The sequence below is a fragment of the Arenimonas alkanexedens genome (assembly GCF_054781355.1).
The window spans coordinates 1-26,594 of record NZ_BAAGUO010000001.1; the positions used below are offsets into that span (position 1 = coordinate 1).

At 67.3% G+C, this 26,594-nt stretch carries 22 protein-coding genes and 1 pseudogene; 14 read left to right on the forward strand and 9 right to left on the reverse strand.

All coding sequences use genetic code 11. The annotated features are described in order from the left end of the window. A pseudogene (locus tag ACYVGY_RS00005) lies at positions 1-74 on the reverse strand (DUF1153 domain-containing protein); the annotation flags it as partial. A 248-nt stretch (positions 75-322) separates the two neighbouring features. After that, positions 323-1,246 carry an oxygen-dependent coproporphyrinogen oxidase gene (gene hemF / locus ACYVGY_RS00010; protein WP_460455437.1) on the reverse strand — a complete coding sequence of 308 codons (924 nt, stop codon included), beginning with the start codon at positions 1,244-1,246 and terminating at the stop codon, positions 323-325. A 67-nt stretch (positions 1,247-1,313) separates the two neighbouring features. Here hemF and ACYVGY_RS00015 point away from each other — a divergent pair, with 67 nt between their 5' ends. Then, positions 1,314-2,267: a chorismate transformation enzyme, FkbO/Hyg5 family gene (locus ACYVGY_RS00015; RefSeq protein ID WP_460455438.1), complete on the forward strand. Its 954-nt coding sequence runs from the start codon at positions 1,314-1,316 to the stop codon at positions 2,265-2,267. A 17-nt stretch (positions 2,268-2,284) separates the two neighbouring features. Here ACYVGY_RS00015 and ACYVGY_RS00020 read toward each other — a convergent pair whose 3' ends face one another. After that, positions 2,285-4,633 carry a S9 family peptidase gene (locus ACYVGY_RS00020; protein WP_460455439.1) on the reverse strand — a complete coding sequence of 783 codons (2,349 nt, stop codon included), beginning with the start codon at positions 4,631-4,633 and terminating at the stop codon, positions 2,285-2,287. 120 nt (positions 4,634-4,753) lie between these two features. On the opposite strand from ACYVGY_RS00020, the gene ACYVGY_RS00025 reads away from it, so the two are divergent. Both ACYVGY_RS00025 and ACYVGY_RS00030 read left to right on the forward strand, forming a co-directional pair. Next, the gene (locus ACYVGY_RS00025) at positions 4,754-5,008 is read left to right on the forward strand and encodes a YcgL domain-containing protein (protein WP_460455440.1); all 255 of its coding nucleotides are present in this window, start codon (positions 4,754-4,756) and stop codon (positions 5,006-5,008) included. Next, entirely contained in the window at positions 5,001-8,297 is a 3,297-nt protein-coding gene (locus ACYVGY_RS00030) for an ankyrin repeat domain-containing protein (protein ID WP_460455441.1), read from the forward strand. The genes ACYVGY_RS00025 and ACYVGY_RS00030 overlap by 8 nt, the downstream gene beginning before the upstream one ends. A gap of 23 nt (positions 8,298-8,320) precedes the next feature. Here the strand turns inward: ACYVGY_RS00030 and ACYVGY_RS00035 are convergent, their stop codons facing one another. Then, complete coding sequence (locus tag ACYVGY_RS00035) at positions 8,321-10,126, reverse strand: monovalent cation:proton antiporter-2 (CPA2) family protein (RefSeq protein WP_460455442.1); 1,806 nt, start codon at positions 10,124-10,126, stop codon at positions 8,321-8,323. A gap of 84 nt (positions 10,127-10,210) precedes the next feature. Between ACYVGY_RS00035 and ACYVGY_RS00040 the strand changes: the two genes are divergently transcribed. Further along, the gene (locus ACYVGY_RS00040; RefSeq protein ID WP_460455443.1) at positions 10,211-11,011 is read left to right on the forward strand and encodes an energy transducer TonB; all 801 of its coding nucleotides are present in this window, start codon (positions 10,211-10,213) and stop codon (positions 11,009-11,011) included. Between the two features lie 50 nt (positions 11,012-11,061). Here ACYVGY_RS00040 and ACYVGY_RS00045 read toward each other — a convergent pair whose 3' ends face one another. Further along, positions 11,062-12,405 carry an ATP-binding protein gene (locus ACYVGY_RS00045; RefSeq protein ID WP_460455444.1) on the reverse strand — a complete coding sequence of 448 codons (1,344 nt, stop codon included), beginning with the start codon at positions 12,403-12,405 and terminating at the stop codon, positions 11,062-11,064. Further along, positions 12,402-13,061: a response regulator gene (locus ACYVGY_RS00050; protein ID WP_460455445.1), complete on the reverse strand. Its 660-nt coding sequence runs from the start codon at positions 13,059-13,061 to the stop codon at positions 12,402-12,404. The genes ACYVGY_RS00045 and ACYVGY_RS00050 overlap by 4 nt, the downstream gene beginning before the upstream one ends. Positions 13,062-13,200: 139 nt before the next feature. Between ACYVGY_RS00050 and ACYVGY_RS00055 the strand changes: the two genes are divergently transcribed. From ACYVGY_RS00055 to ACYVGY_RS00070, 4 genes are read left to right on the forward strand one after another with little or no spacing between them, the layout of a single operon-like run. Next, positions 13,201-13,527, forward strand: a complete 327-nt coding sequence (locus ACYVGY_RS00055; protein WP_460455446.1) for a PepSY domain-containing protein — start codon at positions 13,201-13,203, stop codon at positions 13,525-13,527. A 39-nt stretch (positions 13,528-13,566) separates the two neighbouring features. Next, positions 13,567-14,037: a DUF2271 domain-containing protein gene (locus ACYVGY_RS00060; RefSeq protein WP_460455447.1), complete on the forward strand. Its 471-nt coding sequence runs from the start codon at positions 13,567-13,569 to the stop codon at positions 14,035-14,037. Between the two features lie 29 nt (positions 14,038-14,066). Continuing rightward, the gene (locus ACYVGY_RS00065) at positions 14,067-16,292 is read left to right on the forward strand and encodes a PepSY domain-containing protein (RefSeq protein ID WP_460455448.1); all 2,226 of its coding nucleotides are present in this window, start codon (positions 14,067-14,069) and stop codon (positions 16,290-16,292) included. Beyond that, complete coding sequence (locus ACYVGY_RS00070; RefSeq protein ID WP_460456234.1) at positions 16,282-17,256, forward strand: FAD:protein FMN transferase; 975 nt, start codon at positions 16,282-16,284, stop codon at positions 17,254-17,256. The genes ACYVGY_RS00065 and ACYVGY_RS00070 overlap by 11 nt, the downstream gene beginning before the upstream one ends. Positions 17,257-17,366: 110 nt before the next feature. Here the strand turns inward: ACYVGY_RS00070 and rho are convergent, their stop codons facing one another. Further along, positions 17,367-19,100: a transcription termination factor Rho gene (gene rho / locus ACYVGY_RS00075; RefSeq protein ID WP_460455449.1), complete on the reverse strand. Its 1,734-nt coding sequence runs from the start codon at positions 19,098-19,100 to the stop codon at positions 17,367-17,369. Positions 19,101-19,261: 161 nt separating this feature from the next. Then, entirely contained in the window at positions 19,262-19,588 is a 327-nt protein-coding gene (gene trxA, locus ACYVGY_RS00080) for a thioredoxin TrxA (RefSeq protein ID WP_460455450.1), read from the reverse strand. Between the two features lie 168 nt (positions 19,589-19,756). Between trxA and rhlB the strand changes: the two genes are divergently transcribed. The 6 genes from rhlB (at position 19,757) to rpoH (ending at position 25,842) form a co-directional block, all read left to right on the forward strand. Further along, positions 19,757-21,457: an ATP-dependent RNA helicase RhlB gene (gene rhlB / locus ACYVGY_RS00085; protein ID WP_460455451.1), complete on the forward strand. Its 1,701-nt coding sequence runs from the start codon at positions 19,757-19,759 to the stop codon at positions 21,455-21,457. A 121-nt stretch (positions 21,458-21,578) separates the two neighbouring features. Further along, positions 21,579-22,265: a cell division ATP-binding protein FtsE gene (gene ftsE / locus ACYVGY_RS00090; protein WP_460455452.1), complete on the forward strand. Its 687-nt coding sequence runs from the start codon at positions 21,579-21,581 to the stop codon at positions 22,263-22,265. Then, complete coding sequence (gene ftsX, locus ACYVGY_RS00095; protein ID WP_460455453.1) at positions 22,262-23,242, forward strand: permease-like cell division protein FtsX; 981 nt, start codon at positions 22,262-22,264, stop codon at positions 23,240-23,242. The genes ftsE and ftsX overlap by 4 nt, the downstream gene beginning before the upstream one ends. Positions 23,243-23,244: 2 nt before the next feature. Next, positions 23,245-24,090: a response regulator gene (locus ACYVGY_RS00100; protein WP_460455454.1), complete on the forward strand. Its 846-nt coding sequence runs from the start codon at positions 23,245-23,247 to the stop codon at positions 24,088-24,090. A 3-nt stretch (positions 24,091-24,093) separates the two neighbouring features. Continuing rightward, positions 24,094-24,819, forward strand: a complete 726-nt coding sequence (gene ung, locus ACYVGY_RS00105) for a uracil-DNA glycosylase (protein ID WP_460455455.1) — start codon at positions 24,094-24,096, stop codon at positions 24,817-24,819. 165 nt (positions 24,820-24,984) lie between these two features. Continuing rightward, the gene (rpoH, locus tag ACYVGY_RS00110; protein ID WP_460455456.1) at positions 24,985-25,842 is read left to right on the forward strand and encodes an RNA polymerase sigma factor RpoH; all 858 of its coding nucleotides are present in this window, start codon (positions 24,985-24,987) and stop codon (positions 25,840-25,842) included. Positions 25,843-25,899: 57 nt separating this feature from the next. Here the strand turns inward: rpoH and ACYVGY_RS00115 are convergent, their stop codons facing one another. After that, positions 25,900-26,520, reverse strand: a complete 621-nt coding sequence (locus tag ACYVGY_RS00115; protein WP_460455457.1) for a response regulator — start codon at positions 26,518-26,520, stop codon at positions 25,900-25,902. Positions 26,521-26,594 lie beyond the last annotated feature (74 nt).

Here is a 26,594-nt window from a genome sequence, read left to right on the forward strand (position 1 = left end):
ATGATTTCCAGTACCAGCGCCGCTTTCCGGCGGGCGGTCCAACGCTTGATCTCTTCTTCCATTACCGCGCTCATAGGTGTCTCCTCGATAAGGTTACACCTGAGCAGGAAATCACTGGGTCATTACAGCATGTCACTGGCTCACACAGGTTTCAACACCGGATTCCATGACAGCATCGTCGGCCGGTAGTTGGTCCTGGGTCCCGATTCAACACCGGACTCCAAAAAGCCTTTTTATTTGCCCGGCTTCCGTGGGAGGGACTTCAGTCCCGATGCTTTCCGGCGAAAGGCTTCGGGACTGAAGTCCCTCCCACAGGGTGGCGCTAGGCGGTGGCTAGCCAGTCGCGGGGCTTGAGGTAGTCGGCGAGGCGAGACTCGGGGCTGCCGGGCTCCGGCGCGTAGGCATATTCGAAGCGCACCCGCGGCGGCAGGCTCATCAGGATCGATTCCGTGCGGCCGCCGCTCTGCAGCCCGAACAGGGTGCCGCGGTCCCAGACCAGGTTGAACTCGACATAGCGACCGCGCCGGTAGAGCTGGAACTCGCGCTCGCGCTCGCCGTAAGGCGTGTCCTTGCGGCGTTCGACGATCGGCAGGTAGGCGTCCAGGAAGGCATCGCCGACCGCGCGCGTGTAGGCGAAGCTGCGCTCGAAGCCATCGGCGTGCAGATCGTCGTAGAACAGGCCGCCGACGCCGCGCGCCTCCTGGCGATGCTTCAGGAAGAAGTATTTGTCGCACCAGGCCTTGTGCTCGGTATAGCGTTCGCTGCCAAAAGGTTCGCAGGCGTCGCGCGCGACCTGGTGCCAGTGCCTGACGTCGGCGTCCACCGGGTAGAAAGGCGTGAGGTCGAAGCCGCCGCCGAACCACCAGATCGGATCGCGACCTTCCGGCCGCGCTTCGAAGTAGCGCACGTTGGCATGGGAGGTGGGCACATGCGGATTGCGGGGGTGGATCACCAGCGACACCCCCACCGCACGCCAGGGCGCGCCCGCCAGCTCCGGGCGATGCGCGGTCGCCGAGGCCGGCAGGGTGGCGCCGGAAACGTCCGAGAAGCCGACGCCGGCCTGTTCGAACACGGTGCCTTCCTTGAGCACGCGGCTACGACCACCGCCGCCCAGCGAGGGGCCGTCGCCCGTCGGTCGCTGCCACTCGTCCTGGGCGAAACGACCGCCGTCGATCGCTTCGAACCCGGCGCAGAGCCGGTCCTGGAGAGTGCGCAGGTAGTCGTGGACGGCGTTGAAATCGGTCATGGGTCGTCACCATTGAACAGGTCCACATGATAGCCGCCCCGGCCGACGGCTATAATCGCGCCCAGCGATGAATGCCGATGCCCCCGCCCCCGCCCGCCTTCTGATCGTTCCTGAGCGGCGCGACGACGCCCTGATCCCCTTCCGATTCCAGCCGGGCGACGTATCGCCGCTGGCGATCGACTGCGTGCCGCTGGCCGGCCCGGTCTTCGAGGCCTGGCTGGCGGGCGAGATCTCCGAGTCAGCCGAAACCGACGGCGCCGCGCTCGCCCACGGCGAGCACTACGCGCTGGTCGCGCTGGCGGTGGACGAAAGCGACGGCGACATCGAAACCGCCGCGGCGCTGGCCTACGAACGGCTGCTGGTCGCGGTGCGGCCATCGGCGCATCCCTACCTGCTTCGGATCTGGAACTACTTCGCCCTGATCAACGAGGGCGAGGGCGACCAGGAGCGCTACCGGCGCTTCTGTGTCGGTCGCGCGCGCGCGGTGGACGGCATGTTCAATGACCCGCCGCCGGCAGCCACCGCGATCGGCAGCGTGGGCGTGCCCGGTCGTCTGAAGGTCGTGGCGCTGTGTTCCCGGGCGCCGGCCATCGCGCTGGAAAACCCGCGCCAGACGCCTGCCTGGCAATATCCGCGCGAGCATGGCCCGGTGTCGCCCGGCTTTTCGCGCGGCGCCGTGCTCGACGCCGACACGGTGACGCCGCGCCTGCTCGCCTCCGGCACCGCCAGCATCGTCGGCCATGTGTCGCTGCATCTGGGCGACTGCGCCGAACAGCTGCGCGAAAGCCTGCGCAACCTCGAGGCCTTGATGGAGCAGGCCACCGGCAAGACCGGCCGCGAATTCCACTGGTCGGACTGCGAGGCGCTGCGCATCTATCTGCGCCATGACGCCGACCTGGCCGCCGCGCAGGCGGTGATGGCCACCAGCGGCATTCCCGCCGAGCGCATCAGCTACCTGCGCGGCGACGTGTGTCGCCGCGAACTCGATGTCGAACTCGAAGGCGTGTTCGCGGCCGCCTAGGTCGGCGGCCGCAGGCCTTACTTCAGGTTGTCCTCGAACAGCTCGAAGATGCGCCGATACTGGTCGTACCAGCTTTCCGGCTGCTGGTAACCGTGGCGCTCCAGCGGATAGCTGGCCAATTCCCAGTCGTGCTTCTTGAGTTCGATCAGGCGCTGCGACAGCCGCACCGAGTCCTGGTAGAAGACGTTGTCGTCAATCATGCCGTGGCTGATCAGCAGGTGGCCGCGCAGGTTCTCGACGTACTCGATCGGCGATGACTTGCGGAAGGCCTCCGGGTCGAGCTCGGGCGTGTTGAGGATGTTCGAGGTGTATTCGTGGTTGTAGCTGGTCCAGTCGGTGACCGGCCGCAGCGCGGCGCCGGCGTGGAAAGTGTCGGGCTCGCGGAACAGCGCCATGAAGGCCATGAAGCCGCCGTAGCTGCCGCCGTAGATGCCGACGTTGTCGGCGTCGCCCTGGTGCTGGGCAACCATGTACTTCACGCCGTCCACGTAGTCTTCGAGCTCCGGATGGCCCATCTGGCGGTAGATCGCCGTGCGCCAGTCGCGGCCGTAGCCCTCGGAGGCGCGGAAGTCCATGTCCAGCACGATGAAGCCGCGCTCCACCAGCAGCTGGTGGAACATCTGCTCGCGGAAATAGTTCGGGTAGCGGTCGCTGACGTTCTGCAGGTAGCCGGCGCCGTGCACGAACATCACCACCGGATACTTGCGCCCGGCCTCGAGCACCTCGGGACGATAGAGCTTGGCCCAAACCGTGCCGGCGCCATGCGTGGACGGCACCTGCACCGTCTCGGGCGCCAGCCAGGTGCGTGACTTGAAGTCGGCGCTGCGGGTGTCGGTGAGCTTGCGCGCTTCGCCCCCGGCGACCGGCTGCACCGCCAGCTGCGGCGGCGTGTGGTGGGCCGACCAGCGCAGCAGCAGCTGACGGCCGTCGGGCGACAGGGCGAAGTCCTCGACGCCGTCTAGCGCGGTCACTTCGCGCACGTCGCCGCCGTCGCGCGAGACCGCGCAGACTTCGTAGTCACCGGGGCGGTCCCGGTTGCAGACGAAGTAGGCGGTGCTGCCGTCGAGCGTCCACTGCGGCGACGAAACCTCCCACTTGCCACGCGTAAGCGCCTTGGCACGGCCGCCCGCAGTGACGGTGTAAAGCTGCGACCAACCGCTTTCCTCGGACAGGAACCACAGCGTGCGGTTGTCCGGCAGCCAGCCGTACTCGTTGAAGTTCCAGTTGATCCAGGCGGTGTCGGTGAGCCGATGCAGCGGCTGCAGGGTCGCGTTGGCGAAGTCGACGCTGGCGATCCAGCGGTCCTTGTTGTCCACGGCGCGGGCCATCACGGCCACGCTGCGGCCATCGTCCGACCACTGGATGTCGTTCACCCGAACGGCGCGCTCGCCCTTGAGCGGGTCGAGCTTGGCGGCGCGGCGCAGATCGGCCAGGGGGTCGGTGGAAATGCCCGGCAGGTTGGCCAGCGGCAGTTCCCGCACGCTGTTGTCGCGCAGGTCCACCAGCTTGAGCTGCTGCGGGATCGGCGCGTTGTGGCCGACGCGCACGCGCACGTCCTCGGCTTCTTCATAGCCGGACTCGGTGACGTACTTGGGCATCTTGCCGGTGCGGCCGGCTTCGGCCCCCTTGGCCTGGGTCACCACCAGCAGCCAGCGGCCGTCCGGCGACATCGAGCTGCTGCTGATCTCCAGCTTGTCGCCGAGATAGGTCGGCGCGGCGGCGCGCGACGGATCGGCGACGCGCAGCGCCTCGGCGTGGTCGCGAAGGGTTTCGCGCTGGGCCTTTTCCCGGGCCAGGATGCTGCTCAGGCGCAGCTGGTGTTCGCGCACGGCGTCGGCTTCGGGCGCAGCCGCGGGGTCTTTTTCGGCGCGCGGCAGGGCGGCCGGCTGGCCCAGGCCGTTCTCGGCAGACCAGCGGAACCAGTCGTTGCCCACGCTCCAGATCACGTCACGCCCATTGGCGGCGAAGCGGGCGTTGGCTTCGGTTTCGGCGCTGCGGGTGAGCTGCTTCAGAACGCCGCCAAGTTCACGCACGAAGACGTCGCCGTTGCGAACGAACACCGCACGTCGACCGCCGGCATCGAAATCCACCCGGGCAGCGTCCATTTCGGCCAGCGCCGCGCCTTCGATCCGCGTGGCGGCACCGCCGGCCACCGGCAGGGTCCAGGTGTCGCGCACCGGCGAGCCCTCGCGCTTGAGCGTGTAGAGCGCGCGCTGGCCATCGAGCGACCACCAAGCCTGTTCAACCGAAGGGCCGATCCAGTCCGGGTGCGCCATGGCCTGGTCGAGCGTCAGCGGGGTGTCGTTCGCCAGGGCCGGCGCGGCGCAGGCCGCGAGCAGGGCGAGGGCGATAAGGCGATGGCGCATGGTGGCTCCCAAGGGGCGGTAATGGCCCGCAAGCCTAGCAAAGCCGGTGCGTCGACGGCCCGTGCTGCTTTTCCCCCGTGGCGTTTGCGGCGACAATCGAGAGAACTTTGCGGCGGGACCATGCAAGCCTACGTCTACAAATCCCTCCGGAAGCCCGATACCTACGTCTACCTGCGCAAGCGGGACGACTTCCTGGTCGTGCCCGACGCCGTGCGCCTGCCGCTGGGCGAGCTGGCCTTCGTGCTCGAAGTGGCCCTGACGCCCGAGCGCCGGCTGGCCCAGGTGGATGCCGCCGTGGTGCGAACCAATCTTGCCGCGCACGGTTTCCATCTCCAGTTCCCGCCGACTGTGCTGGATCCCCTGGTCGATGGCTGAATCCCGCCGCCGCCCGATGGCCTGGGCCTGGCTGATCCTGGGCACCGGTCTGACGATGCTGGCCGCCTGGTCGCATCCTGCTGGTTTGCTCGGCGCCTGGCTGGCGCAGCCGGCGCTGGCGTTGGGCTTGGCCAGCCTGCGAGGGCTTCGGCCAAGCCCGGGCTTCAATGCGGCGGGACTGCGCGAGGCGCTGGGTCTGGCCCTGGTCTGGCTGCTGGGCCTGGGCCTGGTGGCCCTGGCCACCGCCTGGCCGCTGGCGGCGCTGCGCGACACCGGCTCCCTGACCTCGGCGCTGGCGCTCAGCGGCATGGCCGGCGCGGCCCTGCTTTGCCTGTGGCGGGCCTGGCCTGCGTTCGGGCTGGCGGAGCGTGAGTCGGGTCGGCTGCCGGCCTTGGCCGCGGCGGTGGGCGAAGGGGGCCCGGAAGATGCCGGTCGCGGCTTCGTGGTGGCCCTGGCGGTCTTTTGCGTGCTGGCCGCGAGCCTGCTGCTGGCCTGGCCCGGGCTGGTGCCGGGGCCCCAGCGCTGGCTGGCGGCGCTGGGCCTGCTGGCGGGCGCCCTGGCGGCGCATGCACTGATACAGCGCTGCGGCGCCGCGCCGGCGGCCCCGTCGCTCGCCAGTCTGCCGATCTACGGCGATGACGACGAAGATGAATTGGCACCGGTGGCGGATTCCGAGGCCGAGCAGTCCCCGGAAGTGGAGCTGTATGCCGCGGCCCGCGCCGGTCGCATCGAGACCGCGCTGGCGCTGCTTGAAGGCGGCGTCGAGCCCGGTGCCGAGCCCGCGGCGGACGATCGCGACCAGCGCACCCTGCCGATGCTGGCGGCGCTGCTGGGCGATCTGCGCCTGCTTCGCGAACTGATTGCCCGCGGCGTTGACCTCAATGCCGAGCACGCCGGCCTGACGCCGCTGCTGGCCGCGACCCGCGACAGCTGGCATGGGCGTCCGGAGGCCGTGATGACCCTGCTGGCCAATGGCGCTGACGCCCGTCACGCCGACGCCGAAGGCAACGCACCCCTTCACCACGCGGCCCGTAGCACCGATGCCGCGGTTGCGGCGTTGCTGCTCGATGCCGGCGGCACGCTCGAGGCGCTCAACGCCGAAGGCTTCAGCCCGCTGGGCATCGCCTGCGCCGCCGGCAACTGGCGGCTGGCGCGTTTCCTGATCGAACGCGGCGCCAAGCCCGAACCCAAGGACGGCCAGCCGGCGCTGCTGGCGGCGGTGGTCGGTGACGACGACATTGCCGGCGTGCAGCTGCTGCTGCGGCACAAGGCCCGCGTGGATGCCCGCGGCACGCGCCAGCGCACGGCCCTGCTGTTGGCCTGCACGGCCGGCAATGCCGACATCGTCGGTGAACTGCTCGACGCCGGTGCCGACCGCAACGCCCACGATGCAGACGGGATGACGGCGCTGCTGGAGGCCGCGCGCGGCAACCACGCCGGCGTGCTGGCGCGACTGGCCATGGCACGTCCGGACGTCGCCGCCGTGGACGGCCACGGCCGCAATGCCCTGGTGCTGGCGGCCGATGCCGGCGCCCCGCCGGAGCTGCTGCGGCATCTGATTGCCATGGGCGTGAATCCCGAGCAGCGCGATGCCGACGGCCGCCGCGCGCTCGAGCATGCGCTCGGCGCCGGCCGTTGGCCGCTGGTGGCGGTGCTCGACCCGGCCTATCCGCTGCCCGCGAGCGTGGCGGAGGGCCTGTCCGAAGGTCATTTCGAAAAAACGCCGCGCGAATTGCTGCGCGAGGCCCTGCAGTCCGACCGCCGGGAATCCGCCCAGGCCATGCTGCGCCTCGGCGCCGGGCCCGACCCGCAGGGGCTGGCCTCGCTGTTGCTTGAGTTCTCGGGCGAGGGCGACGCCGTCAACTTCGACTGGCTGCTGTGCCACGGCGCCCGCGCCGACGTCGTAATCGACGGCGAGCTGAGTGTGCTGTTCCATCTTCTCGGTCGCGGCGGACATGCGATGGCGGCGCTGCAGCGGCTGCTGGAGCGGGCGGAGCCGATCGGCGGTCGCGGCGGCCTGGCGCACTGGCTGCAGGCCTGCCTGGCGGGCGAGCACACCACCCGCGGCCACGAGCAGTTCGCGCTGGCCCTGCTCGAGCGCGGTGCCGATGCCTTCGGTGGCGCGCCCTCGGATCCGCCGCTGGGTCTCGCGATCCAACTGGGCTGGCTGCGCCTGGCCGAAGCCCTGCTCGTGTCCGGCGCCGATCCCAATGCCCGCGACGGGCGTGGCCACACGGCGCTGCATGTCGCCGCCAGCCTTGGACGCGAAAGCGCCCTGCGCGTCCTGATTCGCCACGGCGCCTCGCCGGCGCTGGCGGCGCCCGATGGACAGACACCGCTGGGCCTGGCCTTGGCGGCCGACCGCCGCGAGCTCTCGCACTGGCTGGAATGGCGCCAGTGGCAGTTGCCCGGCCGCGCCCTGCAGCCGGCCGACCTCCCCGCCGCGGCCATGGCCGGCGATGCCGAGGCGGTGCTGCGCCTGCTCGAGCTCGGCCTGCCGGTGGACGGCACCGACACCCAAGGCTGCACCGCGCTGCTGCGGGCCGGCGGCGGTGGCCACGACGTGGTGATCGCGCTGTTGCTCGAGCGCGGCGCCGACACCACCCTGGCCGCGCGCACCGGCGCGACGCCGCTGTCGGCGGCCATCTCCATGCGTCACGTCGGCGTGGTGGACCAGCTGCTGCGCGCCGGCGCCGAACCCGACCTGGCCCTGCCTGGCGACGTCACGCCGCTGATGCTCGCGGCGGCCCTGGGCCAGCCGGAGCTGGTATCGCGCCTGCTGGCACATCGGGCCAATCCGCAGGCGCGCGACGCCCAGGGCCTGGGCCCACTGCACTGCGCGGCGCTGCATGCGTTTTCCTCGCGCGATCGCCAGCGGGTGCTGGCGCTGCTGGATATCCTGCTGCTGGCCGACGCCGCGCCCGACGAGGTCAGCCAACTTGGCCAAACGCCGCTGCTGCTGCTGCTGGGCGGACGCGCCGAGCCCGGCGCCGCCTGCGACGAGGACGTGCTGCTGGCCGCGCTCGAGCGCCTGCTTGCCGAGGACGTCAGCCTCGACGCACAAGATCAGCGCGGCTTCACGCCCCTGCACCTGGCCGCCCTGCACGGGCTGCCGCGGATCGTGCAGCGCCTGCTGCGTGAGGGCGGTAACCGCCAGGCCCGCGACAGCCTCGGCCGCACGCCGCATGACATCGCGGTGCTGCGCGGCTTCGTTGACGTGGCCGCTGAATTCGAGCCGGCGCGCAGCGCCACGCCTTCGCTGGCCAGGTTCCTGCGCGACCCGCGCTGAGTGCAGGCAACGACCGCAGCGCGCTAGCGCTTGGGGTCGCTTTCTTCTTCCGGCGGCTCGATATCGGCCTCGAACAGGCTCGTCAGTTCGCGCTGCGCCTCGCGTGCCGAAGCCACCAGCGCCGCCTCGTCGTCGTAATGCAGGTGCTGACTGCGAAGCAGGGCTTCGTCGTGCTCGCGGAAGCGGTCGGTGTTGCGCGCGGCCTCCTCGGCCGGCACGCCCAGCGCCTCCATTACTCGCCTGCCAAGCACAAGGCTGGAGTGGAAGGTTTCGCGCGTCACCTGCACGTCCATGTCCATGAGCTTGAACGCATGCTGGCGGTTGCGCGCGCGGGCGTAGACCTTCAGGTGCGGGTACATCCGTTTCACCAGGCGGGCCGTACGGATGTTGGCATCGGGGTCGTCGGTGGTAAGCACGAAGACCTCGGCCAGGTCGGCCCGCGCCGCCCGCAGTAGCTCGGGCCGGGCCGGGTCGCCGAAGTAGATCTTGTTGCCGAACCGACGCAGGAAGTCGACCTGTTCGGCGCTGGTCTCGAGCGCGGTAAACGAAATCTTCTGCGCCCGCAGCATGCGGCCGACGATCTGCCCCATGCGGCCGAAGCCGGCGATGATCACGCGCGGGTGTGCGTCCGCGATGGTGTCGTGTGCACGTGTCTCGCTGGTATCGGGATGGCTGCGAACCCAGCGCGAAACCGCCAGAAGCGCCAGCGGGGTAGCCGCCATCGACAGGCCGATCACCACGAACAATTTGTCGCGCATGACGCCGTCGATCAGTCCGGCCTTCAATGCCTCGGCAAACACCACGAAGCCAAACTCGCCGCCCATCGCCAGCACCGCGCCGAGCCGCAGCGACTCCTGCAGGGACAGCCGGCCCGACCAGCGGCCAATCACGACCAGCAGCAAGGTCTTGACCGTCAGCAGCGCCAGCACGCTGCCCAGGATGATCGCCGGCTCACGCGCGACCACGCCCAGGTTGATGCTCATGCCAATGGCCATGAAGAACAAGCCCAGGAACAGGCCTTTGAACGGCTCGATATGTGATTCGAGCTCGTGCCGATATTCGGACTCGGCCAGCAGCACGCCGGCCAGGAAAGCACCCAGGCCCATGGACAGGCCGGCCCACTGCATCAGCCAGGCATTGCCCACCACCACCAGCAGTGCCGTGGCGGTGAAAAGCTCGACCGAGTTGGCCTTGGCGACCGCGCGCAGTACGTGGCGCAGCAGGAAGCGCCCGCCGATAATCACCGCTGCGATCACCACTACTGCGTTGAGCACCGACTCCGCCGGCGGCGTCAGCTGCTCGAGCATCTTGGCCTCGCCCATCAGCGGGATGGCGGCCAGCAGCGGGATGGCGATCAAGTCCTGGAACAACAGGATCGCAAACGCGACCCGGCCGTGCGCGGCAGTCAGCTCCTTGCGCTCGGCCAGCAGCTGCAGTCCCACGGCGGTCGACGACAGGGCCAGCCCCATCCCCACTACCAGGGGCGCCTTCCAGCTGCCGACGAACGTGGTGGCCACCAGGCCGATGGCGGCGGCGGAAACCAGCACCTGCAGGCCGCCGGTGCCGAACACCTGCCGACGCATCACCCACAGCCGCGGCGGGCTCAGCTCCAGGCCGATGATGAAGAGCAGCATGACCACGCCGAACTCGGAGGCCGCCAGCACGTCCTCGGGGTCGGGCACCAGGGCCAGCCCTTCGGGACCGATGGCGACGCCCGCCACCAGGTAGCCCAGGATCGCGCCCAGGCCCAGGCGACGGAATACCGGCACCGCGACCACGGCCGCAATCAGGAAAACCAGGATGATGCTGAGATAGCCGGTGTCGTGCATGGCGTGGATTATGCGCCGGCAAGTGGCGTCGTTGCAGCCGGCGCTGCCCGGATGCTTTACTCGCCAAAACCATCGAGGCCGCCCATGAAGCGTTTCTGGCTACTGCTGCTCCTGCTGCTTGTCACTTCTATGGCTATGGCAGATGACAAGGATGTTCAGCTCTACACCACCCTTGTCCAAGGTGACCTCAGCATCGGTGCGGAGGGTGAGGTGCTGGATGTCGAGCTATCCAGCCGCGGCAGTCTGGGCAAAGGCGTGCTGGAGGGTTTCGAGCAGCGCATCCGCGCCTGGCGCTTCGAGCCCATCCTGGTGGATGGGCAGCCGGTGATCGCCAAGGGGCGCATGCATTTGTCCTTGGTGGCCACGCGCAAGAAGGGTGACTCCGTCACCCAGTTCGGCATCCGCCACGTGCGTTTCCTGGAACCGGCGGGTACTGCTTCGACGACCAGTGCCTCTCGCCTGGTGCCCCCCAGCTATCCCTCCCATGCCCTGCGCGCAGGCGCGGGCGCTCAGGTGCTGCTGCTCGTGAAGCTTGATGCCGAAGGCAGGCCAAGCCAGGTGACCACCGAGCAGCTGGAGCTCTTGGGTGTGGCCACGCGTCAGGCGCACCAAGGCTATCTGGCGTCGCAGTTCCGCCGTTCGGCTGAGCGCGTGGCCGAACGATGGAGCTTCCACGGACATCAGGCGGGGGACGTGGTGCGGGTGCCGGTGACCTATATGGCGCCGGGAATGTCCGACGGCTGGATTCCCACCGTGGTCCAGGCGGTGGACCTCCCCGAATGGGCGGTGCTGGAACTTTCCACACAGCGGGCCGTCGAGCTCAATGCCGACGGCAGCGCCACCGCCGCGCAGTTCAAGCTGATGACGGCGCTGGACGGCGCCTGAGCCGCCGGCTGCAGACGTCCAGCGAACCCCGGGCCTGGGGGAACAGGACGCTAGGACGGGAACGTTGGACTGAGCGGAAACTGTACCGCCGCCTCGAACCCGTCAGATCTTCCCAAGGCCGGCGAATGGAGCGTCAACTCGGCACCGGCGCCTCGTGCGATGGCGGATACGATGGCCAGCCCAAGGCCAAAACCTTCAGCGCGACTGCCAGCCCGCATGAAATGGCCGGTCAACTGCGCCAAGTCAGCGTCTGGAATCAAGGCGCCCGCGTTGACCACGCTCAAGCGCGCGCTGTCCGACAGTGTGACTTCGATCGCTGCATCCGCAGGTCCATGCTTTAACGCGTTCTCAATCAGGTTGCGTACCAGGATAGAAAAAGCATCCGGGTCTATGGATGAATAGACCGAACGCCGGTTCGGCAGCAGCCTTTGAATCGGCACGCCGGCAGCTTTTTGCATGTCCTGCACTACATGGTCGAGCAGAAGCGCCAGATCTTGCGGCGTGTCCGACAGAACACCGCCGCCTTCGGCTTTCGCCATCTGCATCAGCTTCTCGGCAAGACGCGCAAGCTCCTTCAGGGATGCCTCCACCTGCATGGCGCGGGCAAGCATTGGCCCTTCAGGCGCCTCGTGACGCAAACGCTGGATCTGGGCCAGGGCCGTCGCCAGTGGCGTGCGCAGTTCATGGGCGCTGTTGGCAGTGAATCGCCTCTCGGCTGCCAGTGCGCGCGACACCCGATCAATCAGGTGATTGACGGCGTCGGCAATAGGCATGATCTCCGCCGGAAGACCCGCTAGGCGAATTTCGGAAAGATCGCCGGCACCGCGCATTTCGATCGACTGGCCATACGCGCGCACGCTGCGGAGGCTGAAGCGAATAAAGAGCCATGTTCCCACCACGCTGGCGGGCACCAGAAAAATAAGCGGAAGCAGCAATGCCGCAGTGGCCTCGACGGATGCTTTTCGCCGATAGGAAAGTGGCTCGGAAATCTGCAGGAACACAGTTTCGCGCAGAGCGCTTGCGCCATAAATCCGGTGGGTTTTCGTCGAGCTGAAGCCGACTATGGTCGGATCCAGAAACGCCGCAGCATCGGCGCTGGAAGACTGCAGCAAAATCTTGCCCTGTCGATCGCGCACAAGGTAGGCAAGGCTGTCTCCCTGTGCGTTCAACGGCGCTACGCGCTGGGGTGTGGCCACCTCTTCGCGATTGACGATGTCGAGAACCGCCAGGGGCAAAATTCGATGTGCCGTTTCACGCATCGCGCTATCAAAGGCTGCATCCAGTCTGTGCTTCACCACCAAGCCCGAAACCAGCGAGGCAAAAAGCCAGACTGCAATCAGGCCCAGGGTCAGCCCGAACACCAGCTGCCGCTGCAGGCTTTTCGCCGGCCTCATTTGGATCCCAGCCGGTAGCCCACGCCCCGAACGGTTTCTACGACCTGGTGGCCGAGCTTCTTGCGCAGATGGCTGACGTGTACCTCGATCGTGTTGCTCTCGATCTCGGCGCCAAACTCATACAGCCGCTCCTCAAGCTGCGACTTCGACAGCAAGGCGCCGGGCCGCTGCAGAAAGGTCTCGAGAAGCGCCCATTCGCGCGCCGTAAGCGCCACGGGCGCGTTCGCTCGCTGGATCGTTCTGTCCGACAGGTTGATGCGAAGCTCCCCGAGCTGAACATGTGGATTTGGATTGCCGCTGTAGCGCCGCGCAACCGCGCCGACCCGTGCCGAAAGCTCATCAAGATCGAAGGGTTTGACAAGGTAATCGTCGGCCCCGGCATTCAAGCCCGCGATACGATCCGAAAGTTGGTCCCGCGCCGTCAGGATGATGACTGGCGTGGCGTCGCCGGCACTGCGGCGCTTACGCAAGAAGTCTATTCCGAGCCCGTCGGGCAACATCAGGTCGAGCAGGATCAGGTCATAGGTCGTCGACTTGACGCTTAGCTCCGCATGGGCGAGCCGCTGTACCCAGTCCACGGCGTGGCCGTCGTCGGTGATCTGCTCGCGAACCGCTTGGCCGAGTTCGACGGCGTCCTCTATCAAGAGTACTCGCATAGCCTCTCCGTAAGCGGGATATCGAACGCCACGATGCATTGTCTCCGCTCAGTCTAGACCGAAAGGAAGTGGGTCTTCAGGTTGGCATAAGGATCAACGCCTAGAGTCGGCCCTACACCACCACAGGGAGGCTGCATCCATGAAAGCTCTCATCCTCACCAGCACCATGCTGGCCAGCCTGGCCGCCAGCGCCGTTGCAATGGCCGATAGCGAATGCACCGATCCGGTAGCGGACTGGCAGCCGCGCGAGGCGCTTCGGGAAAAGTTGGAGCAGCAGGGTTGGCAGGTGCAGCGCATCAAGGTTGATGACGGCTGCTACGAAGTCAGGGGCGTCGACAAGAACGGCAATACGTTCGAAGCCGAGTACGCGCCGGCATCGCTGCGCATCCAGAAGCTGGAAATCAAATTCGACGGGAAAGGCGACGCGACCGACTACCTGGACCGCGATCCAGCGCCGGGCGCTTGATGAAGTATCCGGCGTAGAAATTCCTTCAGGAGAATGACCATGAATAGAATGATGTTCGCACTCTGCATGGCGGGCGCCATCGCAGCGCCCGGGCTGGCCCAGGCAAGGCCCGTCACACTGACCACCGATCTCAAGAGCTACGGCGGGAACGGCGCGTACCTGGCGATCTACCTTACCAACGCGGCCGGCCAGTATCAGGAAACGCTGTGGGTGTCAGGCAGGAAATCCAAGTACTACAAGAACCTGCGTGACTGGGCTCGGATGGGTGGCCTAAGGCCAGGTGAGTACGACGGCATAAGCGGTGCCAGCGTCGGCAGCGGCGAAACGCTGAAAATAACCGTGGACATCGCCGACGCCCTGATTGATGCGGGCTACGAGATCCGCGTCGACTCCGCTGTCGAAGACGGTCGCGACAACCCCTCCGATGTGCGCACGCCGCTAAGCACCGCAGGCGCGGACAAGGCCGTGACCGGGCGAGGCTACGTTCAGGCATTTACCTACGGTATGTGATTGCCCCGCTGGGCAAAGGACGGTGCACCATGCTGCGCAGGATTCATTCAGTTCCTGGTTTGATCGCGGCGCTGCTGCTGGCGGTCCTCGCGATCAGTGGCGCCGTTCTTTCGCTTGAGCCAGGTATTGAAAGGCTTGGCACCACCGTGCCTCCCGACGGCGAGATCAGCGTCGCCCTACTGGCTGAGCGGGTCGCCGCGCATTTTCCCGGCGTCGAGCAGATTCAACGTTCTTCGTCGGGCACGGTGGTCGTCTACTACAGCCAGAATGGTCATGCGGGTGCGGAGCGGATTGATCCCGCCACGGGACAAGGTATCGGCGCTTATGCACCTTCCGGTTTTTATCGTTGGGTGAAGAACCTGCATCGCTCTTTCCTGGCCGACACGCCCGGCCGAGTCGTGGCGGGCCTGTCGGCGGTGGCGATGCTGGTCCTGTGCTTCTCAGGCCTGATGCTCCTGGCAAAGCGAGTAGGCGGGTGGCGACACATCATGGGGCCCATGCGCGGCGATTTCGGCCAGCGCTGGCACGCACGTCTGGGAAGGGTCGCCGTATCGGCGCTGCTGCTTTCTGCGTCTACCGGCATCTATCTTTCGGCGGTTACCTTCGGACTGGTGCCGGACGGCACGCAGGATGGACTGCCCTTTCCCGGCGCGAGTACCACGGGACCGGCCGGGTCGATCGGAACCCTGAGCGCGCTTCGTGCCACCGACCTCAATGACTTGCGTGAACTGGTGTATCCCAGCCCCGGCAGTCCCGATGATTTCTACTCCTTGCTGACGGCCAAGGGCGAAGCCTATGTGGATCAGACGTCGGGACGGGTGGTGTCCTATCAAGCGCATTCCGGCGTCCAGCAAGCGTACGAGTGGATCTATCAGCTGCACACTGGCAAGGGTTTGTGGTGGTTGGGTCTGCTGCTTGGGCTCAGCGTACTGAGCGTCCCGTTCATGGCGGTGACTGGGGTCAAGATTTGGTGGCAACGCCACCAGTCCATCCCGCGCGTTAAACACAACACAGCGCCACAGTCAGCTGACTGCGTCATCCTGGTGGGCAGCGAAGGCAACAGCACATGGGGTTTCGCCAACACCCTGCATGACGCCTTGCGTCAAGCGGGCCTGCGTGTGCACACCGCGCCCATGAACCGGATGGCTTCCAGGTACCGCCAGGCGAGTCAGCTGTTCATCCTGACCGCGACATACGGGGACGGCGATGCACCGAGTTCCGCCAGTCGATTCCTTGAGCGTCTGGACCGATTTTCCGTCGAGCAGCAGCCGCGCTTCGCGGTTCTTGGCTTTGGTGATCGCCAGTACCCGCAGTTCTGCCGGTTCGCGAGGGACGTGCAGGGCGCGATGCTTGCGCGAGGCTGGCGGCCGCTGCTTGATATCCACACCGTAGACCGAAAATCCACGCAGGAGTTTGAGCGCTGGGGCGACGTGGTGGGCAAGCGGATGGGAAAAGACCTGGCACTCGTCCACGTCTCCCGTTTTCCACGCACGCGGGCGCTGCAGCTGGTCAGCCGGGCGGACTACGGCGCGCAGGTGCTTGCGCCGACCAGCATCCTGAGGTTCGGTCCTGTCGCAGCCAAAGGGGGTGCCGCGAGATTGCGCCAATGGATTGGCCTCAACCGGCTGCCGCGTTTCGAAGCCGGAGATCTGGTGGGCATCGTGCCGCCCGGGAGCACGACGCCCAGATTCTATTCGCTGGCCAGCGGTTCGAAAGACGGCGTGATGGAGATTTGCGTGCGCAAGCTGCCCGGCGGTTTATGCTCACAGATGCTGCATGGTCTGGCGCCGGGCCAGCACATCAACGCGTTCATCCAGCCTAATCCTGGCTTCCGCCCGGCCTCTGGCACGTCGCCGGTCATCCTTGTAGGCGCGGGCGCAGGTATCGGCCCCTTGGCGGGGTTCATCCGCAACAACACCGGGCGGCATGCGATGTACCTGTTTTGGGGCGGGCGAGACCCCGCCTCTGATTTTCTCTATGAGCCGGAACTGGGGACGTATCTTGCGGATGGCCGCCTAACCGAACTGCACGCGGTTTTTTCGCGCGTCCAGCAAGGCGGCTATGTTCAGGAGCGCGTCCTGGACAACGCCACGAAGATACGCGAACTGATTGAAAGCGGCGGACAGGTGCTGGTGTGTGGCAGCCGCGCCATGGCGACCAGTATCAGGGAGGCAATGGACCGGATACTGGCTCCGGCCGGGCTGGACGTGAATACGCTCAAGCGACAGGGACGATATCGTGAAGATGCCTTCTGAACACGCGCAAGCCGCCGCGCTCAAGCGCTACCAGCTGCATGGCCAGACGATGGGTGCCCGGTACAGCGCGGTCTTTTTTGCTGCTTCGGGCACCGATGAAACGGCCGTCAATGCGGGTTTGTTGGCCGCGGTGGATGAAGTGGACCGGCAGATGTCCAATTGGAAGTCCGACTCTGACCTGAGCCAATTGAACGCCGCGCCGGAAAATCTGTGGCGGGCTGTCCCGCAGCAGCTATTCACCGTGTTGGAATCGGCATTGGTCATCAGCCGCGAGTCGCGCGGCGCATTCGATATCGGCGTCGGCGACTTGGTTAGCGCCTGGGGTTTCGGCGCCAGCAAAGGGTGCGTTGACGAGCAGCGGATCCGCGATCTGGAAGGGCGCACCTACCAGCCGGCCACGGACATTCTGGAGCTCGATGCCCGCAGCTGCCGGGTTCGCAAGCAGGCGCCGATCACACTGGATCTTTCGGGCATAGCGAAAGGCTATGGCGTTGATCAAATGGCGCATTTCCTCGACACCCTTGGCATCACCAGATACCTGGTGGGTATTGATGGCGAAATGCGTGCCCGCGACGCCAAGCCCGATGGCGTGCCCTGGGCGGTTGCGATCGAAAAGCCCATTCGCCACGTGCGTGACGTGATGGGAGTCATGGCGTTGCGCGACGCCGCCATTGCCACGTCAGGCGACTACCGCCACTGGCTTGAGCGCAAGGGCAGCGCCTTCGCGCACACCTTCAGCGGTGCCTTGCGGGCACCGGTATCAAACCGGCTCGCCTCCGTCAGCGTCGTGGCGGCCACCTGCATGCAGGCCGACGCATGGGCGACGGCATTGCTGGTGTTGGGTGAAAAAGCGGGCGTCGAAATGGCGAGATCGCGGGGAATGGATGCCCTGTTCGTGCTGCATGACGGCGACGGCTTCCGGGAAGTTTCCGTCGAGGCGGGTCAAGTGATTGGCGACCCGTAACCGAAACAGCCTGCTTCGCCCACAAAAAACCCTGCTGGTTGAGTGGCCTTGAAAATAAAGGCACCAGCAGGGCTTTCGAACCTGCCTCGGTGGGCAGGATTATTCCGGGCTCAGCGCTTCATCGAACTGAAGAACTCGTCGTTTGACTTGGTGTTCTTCATCTTTTCCAGCAGGAATTCCATCGCGGCCAGCTCGTCCATCGGGTGCAGCAGCTTCCGCAGGATCCAGATCTTCTGCAGCATGTCCGGCTCGATCAGCAGCTCTTCGCGCCGGGTGCCGGAGCGGTTGATGTTGATGGCCGGGTAGACGCGCTTCTCGGCGATGCGGCGGTCCAGGTGCACTTCCGAGTTGCCGGTGCCCTTGAACTCTTCGTAGATCACCTCGTCCATCTTCGAGCCGGTCTCGACCAGCGCGGTGGCGATGATGGTCAGGCTGCCGCCTTCCTCGACGTTGCGGGCCGCGCCGAAGAAACGCTTCGGGCGGTGCAGCGCGTTGGCGTCCACGCCGCCGGTCAGCACCTTGCCCGAGCTCGGCACCACGGTGTTGTAGGCGCGGGCGAGGCGGGTGATCGAGTCGAGCATGATCACCACGTCGCGCTTGTGCTCGACCAGGCGCTTGGCGCGCTCGATCACCATCTCGGCGACCTGCACGTGGCGCGCGGCCGGCTCGTCGAAGGTAGACGAGATGACTTCACCGCGCACGGTGCGCTGCATCTCGGTCACTTCCTCGGGCCGCTCGTCGATCAGCAGCACGATCAGGTGCACATCCGGATGATTGTGGATGATGGCCTGGGCGACGTTCTGCATCAGCACCGTCTTGCCGGCCTTGGGCGGCGAGACGATCAGGGCGCGCTGGCCCTTGCCGAGCGGCGACATCAGGTCCATGACGCGGCCCGTGATGTCTTCCGACGAGCCGTTGCCGCGCTCGAGACGGAAGCGCTCGCGCGGGAACAGCGGCGTCAGGTTCTCGAACAGCACCTTGCCCTTCGACGCCTCCGGCGGTTCGCCGTTGATGGTGTCGACGATGTTGAGCGCCACGTAGCGCTCGCCGTCCTTGGGGCTGCGGATGCGGCCGGCGATGTGGTCGCCGGTGCGCAGGTTGAAGCGGCGGATCTGGCTGGGCGAGATGTAGACGTCATCCGGGCCGGCCAGGTAGCTCGCATCGTCAGAGCGCAGGAAGCCGTAGCCGTCGGGCAGGATTTCCAGCACGCCGTCGCCTTCGACGCCCGCGGGGTGGCGGGTAAGCACCTTGAGCAGGGCGAAGTTGACGTCCTGCTTGCGCATCCGGGCGACGCCCTCGTGCAGGTTCAGCTTTTCGGCGATTTCCAGCAGCTTGTGCGCCGGCATCCGCTTGAGGTCGTTGAGGCTGTAGACCGGGAAGTCGGGCGGCAGCTGCGGCATCGGGCGGTCGTTGCGCTCGCCGCCACCGTTGCCGCCACCGTTGCCGGCATCGTCATCGGGGGCGCCGTCGCGCGGACGGTCGCGGGGACGGTCGCGCTTGTCGCGGAAGCGGTCGCGGCGGTTGCGGCGACCTTCGCGGAAGCCGCCGTCGCCGGTCTGGCCGCCGCCTTCGTTGCCGCCGGAGCCGCCGCCTTCATTGCCGCCGCCGGCGTTGCCGCCTGGGCTGCCGCCGTCCTGGCCACCGCCGGAGCGCGGCTGGCCGCCCTCCTGGCCGGAGCTCGGGGCAGGCGTGGCATCACCGCCACCGGATGTCGGCGCCGGCGCGGGAGCGCGCTCGGGAGCCGCAGCGGGTGCGGATTCAGCGGGGTTCTGGGCGGGGGCGCTGCGCGGCTTGCGCGGGCGCTTCTCGGCGATGGGGCCGGATTCGTTTTCGTTATCGGACACAGGATTCACCTCGCGAAAGCGAGCGTGGGGGAGGGAGGGGTTCTTGCAGAATTCAGAGTGGGCGCCCGAAGCGCCACGACGACCTTACGCTAACACTGGCGGCCCCGCGGCGACAAGCCGTGCGGAACCGGTGGCCCCGGCCGGAGCCGGGGCGAGGGCGCTCAGAGCGCCTTGTCCATGAACTGGGCGAGCTGGGACTTGCCGACCGCGCCGACCTGGGTCGAGTGCACCTTGCCGTCCTTGAACATCATCAGGGTCGGGATGCCGCGCACGGCGTACTGACGCGGCGTCTGCGGGTTGTGGTCGATGTTGATCTTCACGACCTTGACCTTGCCGGCGTAGGTGCCCGCCAACTCGTCCACCATCGGACCGATCATCTTGCAGGGGCCGCACCATTCGGCCCAGAAGTCGACCAACACCGGGGTGTCGGACTGGAGCACCTTGGCATCGAAGTCGGCGTCGTCCACGTGGAGAACCTGGTCACTCATGCCTCAAACTCCTGATTTTCTTGGGGGATGCGGCCGGTTGCCGCTGTCCTTGGGTTAAACTGGGGCGCTTTCGAACGATAAACAACCGCCTGCGGCACCCCGGACGCCACGAGTTTGCGATTCCCGGACAGGCCGCGCAAGCGCAGAGACGCGCCTCCAGAGAGTCCTATGTCCGACAAACCACTGACTGATATCGTTTTTTCGAGTTTCGAGCTGCACCCGGCCCTGCAGGCTGGCCTCGAATCCGCGGGCTTCACCCGCTGCACCCCGATCCAGGCCCTGACCCTGCCGCTGGCGCTCGGCGGCCGTGACGTCGCCGGCCAGGCCCAGACCGGCACCGGCAAGACGCTGGCCTTCCTGGTCGCGCTGATCAACCGCCTGCTGACCCGCCCGGCCCTGGCCGACCGCAAGCCCGAAGACCCGCGCGCCCTGATCCTGGCGCCGACCCGCGAGCTGGCGATCCAGATCCACAAGGACGCCGTCAAGCTGGGCTCCGACCTGGGCCTGCGCTTCGCCCTGGTCTACGGCGGCGTGGATTACGACAAGCAGCGCGAGCTGCTGCAGCAGGGCGTGGACGTGATCATCGCCACCCCGGGTCGCCTGATCGACTACGTCAAGCAGCACAAGGTCGTCTCGCTGCACGCCTGCGAGGTCTGCGTGCTCGACGAGGCCGACCGCATGTTCGACCTCGGCTTCATCAAGGACATCCGCTTCCTGCTGCGGCGCATGCCGATCCGCACCGAGCGCCAGACCCTGCTGTTCTCCGCCACCCTCAGCCATCGCGTGCTGGAGCTGGCCTACGAGCATATGAACGAGCCCGAGAAGCTCGTGGTCGAGACCGAGTTCATCACCAATGCCAAGGTTCGCCAGCTGGTGTATTTCCCGGCCGACGAAGAAAAGATTCCGCTGCTGATCGGCCTGCTGACCCGCAGCGAGGGCCACCGCACCATGGTGTTCGTGAACACCAAGGTCTGGGTCGAGCGCGTGGCCAAGGCGCTCGAGCGCGCTGGCTTCCGGGTCGGCGTGCTCTCCGGCGACGTGCCGCAGAAGAAGCGCGAAACCCTGCTGGCGCGCTTCCAGAAGGGCCAGCTGGACCTGCTGGTGGCCACCGACGTCGCCGCCCGCGGCCTGCACATCGACGGCGTCTCGCACGTCTACAACTACGACCTGCCCTTCGATGCCGAGGACTACGTGCACCGCATCGGCCGCACCGCGCGCCTGGGCGCCGAGGGTGATGCGATCAGCTTCGCCTGCGAGCGCTACGCGATGTCCCTGCCCGACATCGAGGCCTACATCGAGCAGAAGCTGCCGGTGGCCCCGGTTGAGCAGGAGCTGCTCATCGCAAAACCGCGCGCGCCCCGTCCCAAGGTCGAGGGTGAGGACGAGGGTGAGGCCGAAAGCGTCAGCGCCATTTTCCGCGAAGTGCGCGAGGCCAAGGCCGCTGAGGACGAGAAGCGCGGTCGCGGCGGTCGCAGCAGCAGCGGCGGCAGCAGTCGCGAGGGCGGTCGCTCCGGCGGCGGTTCGCGTGAGCGCAGCGGCCCGCGTCCGGGCGCACAGCGCGAGCGCAAGCCGGAGGCGCCGGTTGAGGCCAGCACCGAGCCCGCGGCCGTCGAGCGTCCGGCCCAGCGGCCGGCCCCGTCCTCGCCGATGCAGGTCGATCCGAACGCGCCGGCGCGCAAGCGTCGCCGTCGTCGCGGCGGTCGCCCGGTGGGGGATGCCGCGGCTGTCGAAGGCGGCAAGCCGCGCAGCGAGCGAGGCCAGGACGGCGCGTCCGCGAAAGCCCCCGCCGGCGAGAAGCCGTCGCTGCTGGGTCGCCTCAAGGCCGGCCTGAAGTCCTTGGTGAAGCGCACCCCGCCCACCGGCCACTAAGCGCCGAACTCCTGTAGGAGGGCCTTCAGGCCCGAAGCCTTTCGCGAAGAGCTTCGGGCCTGAAGGCCCTCCTACATTCCGTCTGCTAGATTGACTGCGTCCCCCGCCGCCCCCGACTCGAATGGCCCTGCTTCGCTTCGACAATGTCACCAAGGCCTATCCCGGCAGCGCGCCTGCGCTTAGCGAGGTCAGCTTCGCGGTGGAGGAGGGCGAGATGCTTTTCGTCACCGGCCACTCAGGCGCCGGCAAGTCCACCCTGCTTCGGCTGATACACCTGTCCGAACGCCCCAGTCGCGGCACCGTGCTGGTGGACGAACGCAACCTGGCCAAGGTGCGCGGCGGCAAGGTGCCGCTGCACCGGCGCCGGGTCGGCGTGGTGTTCCAGGACCATCGCCTGCTCACCGACCGCAGCGTGTTCGACAACGTGGCGCTGCCGCTGCTGATCGCCGGCATGCCCGGCGCCGAGGTTGGCAAGCGCGTGCGCGCGGTGCTCGACAAGGTCGGCCTGGGCGATCGCGAACGCGCCCTGCCGCTGCAGTTGTCCACCGGCGAACAGCAGCGGGTGGGCATCGCCCGCGCCATCGTCGCGCAGCCGCAGCTGCTGGTGGCCGACGAACCGACCGGCAACCTCGACCCGCAGCTGGCCGCCGAGATCATGCAGCTGTTCGCCTCGCTGCCGGCGCTGGGCACCACGGTCATCGTTGCCAGCCACGACCTCGCCCTGGTCAAGCGCATGCGCCGCCGGGTCCTGGTGCTCGACCACGGCAAGCTGGCCGACGACATCTCACCCGAGGACCTGGCGGCGTGACGGCCAAGACCAGCAAGCCCGCCGCCAAACCCGCCGCCGCCGAACGCGTCAAGGCCGGCCGCCTCGGCAGCCGACTTCGCGCCTGGCGCGAGCAGCATCTTTATTCGCTGGTCTCCAGCCTGGGGCGCCTGCTCCAGCGCCCGGTTGCCACCGGCCTCACCGTGGGCGTCATGGCGATCGCGCTGGCCCTGCCGCTGGGCTTGGGCCTGGCGCTGGGCAATATCGAGCGCTTCTCCGGCAGCGTCTCCGAGTCGCGCGAAATCGGCGTCTTTCTAAAGGCCGACATCAGCGTCGCCCAGGCGCGTGACCTGGCGACCGGCATCGGGGCCCGCCCCGATGTGGTCGCGGTGACGGTGCGGACCCCGGAGGAAGGCCTGGCTGAATTTCGCGCCATGAGCGACCTGGCCGGCGCGCTCGAGGTGCTGGACGAGAATCCGCTGCCCACCGTGCTGGTGGTCCAGCCCCGCGACGATGGCGACACGCTGGCGGCCGACCTGCGCGAACTGCCGCAGGCCGAAGTGGTGCAGCACGACGCGGCCTGGCGCCAGCGCCTGTCGGCCTGGCTGGCCTTCGGCGAGCGACTGGTGCAGGTCGTGGCCGTGCTGCTGGGCCTGGGCGTGCTGCTGGTGGTCGGCAATACCGTGCGGCTCGATATCGGCGCCCGCAGCGAGGAAATCGCCGTGCTCCAGCATCTGGGCGCTACCGACGCGTTCGTCCGGCGCCCCTTCCTTTATCTCGGTGCCTGGTACGGGCTGGCCGCGGGCCTGCTGGCCGGCGCCTTGCTGGTGCTGGCGGGCCTGCTGATGCAGGGCCGGCTGTCGGCGCTGGTGGCCAGTTACGGCAGCCAGTTTGACCTTGCCGGGCCCGGCTGGCGCGGCAGCCTGGCGCTGCTCGCAGGCTCGGCCTTGATGGGGTGGCTGGGCGCATGGCTCGCAACCGGGCATCATCTACGTCGGACCCGTCCGGTGGACGTCTGATTATGAGCAACCCCAGCTTCCGCAGCTTCGAAACCACCTCGCCGCGCATCATGGTCGTGGACGGCTCTAAAGTCGTGCGCAAAATGATCGAAGGCGTGCTTCGCCAGCAGCTGCCGGACATGGAATTCGTCGGCTGCGAAACCGGTGAGGAGGCCAAGGCCGCCCTGCAGGCCGGCGCCGTGAACCTGGTGACGACGGCCCTGCGCCTGCCCGACATGGACGGCCTGGACCTGGCCCGCTACCTGCGCGAGCACACGCCGCAGGCCTATATCCCGATCATCGTGGTCTCCGGCGACGTGCAGGAGCGTCTCGAAAGCCGCTCGATCAGCGACGACGTCACCGACTATTTCGACAAGGCGCTCGGCTTCAACGCGCTGGCCGCCTTCATCAAGGGCTATGTGGCTCCCGAGTCCGAGTCCGGCGGCGAAGTGCTCTACGTCGAAGACAGCCGGGTCGTGGCCATGGCCACCCGTCGCATGCTTGAGAAGCACGGCCTGACCGTCATTCACGCCACCGGCGTCGAGGACGCCATCGCCCACCTCGAAACCGCCCGGGCCCAGGGCCGGCTGCCGGGTCCCGATGTCGTGCTCACCGACGTCTATTTGAAAGGCGAGCTGACCGGCAAGGACCTGCTGCACTCGATCCGCCACGAATTCGCCTACGCCAAGGGCATGCTGCCGGTGCTGGTGATGACCGGTGACGCCAATCCGGCCAACCAGAGCGACCTGCTGCGCGAAGGCGCCAACGATCTGGTGCAAAAGCCGATCGAAGAGCGCCTGCTGGTGACCAAGCTGTTGTTCCAGCTGCGCGTTGGACGCATGCTCCGCGACAAAATCGCCAAGAAGTAAGCGGTGGCTGACGAGGACCGGATCCGGCTCGAGCCCTCCTGGAAGCAACGGGTTGGCGACTACCTGCAGCGGCCCGACATGCGCGAGCTCGGCGCTTTCCTGCGTCAGGAAAAGTCGCGGGGCAAGGTCATTTTTCCGCCCGGTCCGCGCATATTCTCGGCGCTCGACGCCACGCCCTTCGACCAGGTCAAGGTCGTCATCCTGGGGCAGGACCCCTACCACGGCGCAGGTCAGGCCCACGGGCTGTGTTTCTCGGTGTTGCCCGGGGTGCCGGTGCCGCCCTCGCTGCAGAGCATCTACAAGGAACTAAAGACCGACCTGGGCATCCCGCCGGCCGAGCATGGCTGCCTGCTCAGCTGGGCCGGGCAGGGCGTGCTGCTGCTCAATGCGGTGCTGACGGTCGAAGAGGGCCGGGCCGGTTCGCACCAGGGCAAGGGCTGGGAAGGCTTCACCGACGCCATCGTCCAGGCCCTGGACCGGGAGAGGGAGGGGCTGGTGTTCATGCTCTGGGGCAGCTACGCCCAGGCCAAGGGCAAGCTGGTGGATGCGCGCAGGCACTGCATGCTGCGGGCGCCGCATCCTTCGCCGCTTTCGGCCTACCGGGGCTTCCTGGGCTGCGGCCACTTCGGCAAGGCCAATCGCTGGCTGCAGGGCGCCGGCCTCGCGCCGATCCAGTGGGCGCTGCCGCCCCGGGATGAGGTTGAGGCGCGCCTGGCCGCACTTCGCTAGGCCGGGCACCGGTGGGGACGCCCTTGAACCGCAGCGTGCAGCCCCCAGAACATGCCTGTCGCCAGGGGAATGGCTGTTCCATTCATGGAACGGACAGGGAACTTTTGGCCTATTCAGCACTCCAACAGGCCGAGTGCTAAACTCTGGCCCATGAATGAGGAACGCATGACCACTACCGCCCTGATCGCGAACAACCTGCCGATCCCGAGTGCGCTCGGTTCGTTGGACGCCTACATTTCCGCGGTCAACCGCGTGCCCGTGCTTACCGTCGAGCAGGAGCAGGATTTGGCGCGCAGCTTCCGCGACGAAGAAAACCTCGACGCCGCCAAGGCGATGGTCGTCTCGCACCTGCGCTTCGTCGTGCACGTCGCGCGCGGCTACCAGGGCTACGGCCTGGGCATGGGCGACCTGATCCAGGAAGGCAACATCGGCCTGATGAAGGCGGTCAAGCGCTTCGACCCCGACCAGGGCGTGCGCCTGGTGTCCTTCGCCGTGCACTGGGTGCGCGCCGAGATGCATGAATTCATCCTGCGCAACTGGCGCATCGTCAAGGTCGCCACCACCAAGGCGCAGCGCAAGCTGTTCTTCAACCTGCGCAAGTCCAAGAAGCGCCTGGGCTGGATGAATGACGCTGAAGTCACCGCGGTGGCCAAGGACCTCAATGTCTCCAAGCGCGAAGTGCTGGAGATGGAGTCGCGCCTGAGCGGTCGCGACATCGGCTTCGACGCGCCGGACGACAACGAAGACGCCCCGCCGTCGCCGGTCGCCTACCTGCGTGACGGCAGCGACGATCCGGCCATGGCCTATGAGCGCGCCAGCCACGAGGACGACCAGCTCGAGCTGCTGCGCGACGGCCTTTCCGGCCTGGACCAGCGCTCGCGCGACATCCTCAAACGCCGCTTCCTGGGCGAGCCCAAGGCGACGCTGCAGGAGCTGGCGGACGAGTACGGCGTCAGCGCCGAGCGCATTCGGCAGGTTGAGGCCAATGCGCTCAAGAAGATGCGGGCGCTGTTCGCGGCCTGAATCGTGCGCCCAATGTCTGCATGACGGCCCCGCAAGGGGCCGTCTTCGTTTCTGGATTCAGGCCAGTTCGGCCAGCAGGCCGCGTTCGCGGGCAATGCGCGCCAGCTCGCTCGTGTTGCGCGCGCCAAGCTTTTCCATCAGGTTCGCGCGGTGCCGGTACAGCGTCTTGTCGCTGATGCCCAGGTCGTAGGCGATCGCTTTTGGCGCACGGTCCGACAGCAGGCCGCGCAGGGTCGCGCGCTCGCGCGGGGTCAGTAGCGGCGCGGGATTGGAAACCGGCGGCGCCAGGTCCGAGCTCAGCACCACTTCACCGGCGGCGATGCGACGCAGGCCGTCGAGCAACTCGTCGGCCGCCACGGCCTTGGTGAAATAGCCGCGCGCGCCCTGCTCGAGTGCGCGCAGCACCAGGCCGGAATCGTCGTGCATGCTCAGCACCACGCAGCGCAGGCTGTGCATGAGGTCGCGCAGCAGGGCGATCAGGTCCAGGCCGCTGCTGGCGCCGTCGCCCAGGCTGATGTCCACCACGGCGATGTCGGCCGAAACCTGCTCAAGCGCCGACAGCGCTTCGTCGGCATTGCGCGCCTCGGCGACGACCAGGAAGCCCGGCGAGCTCTCGATCAGGCGCTTGAAGCCCTCGCGGACGATGGCATGGTCGTCAATCAGAAGAACTCGGATCATGGCGCCGAGTCTGACAGTTCCTGGCCCCATGCGGCCCGGCGCCTGAGATTTTTTCTTAGCTGGAAGGCAGTCCT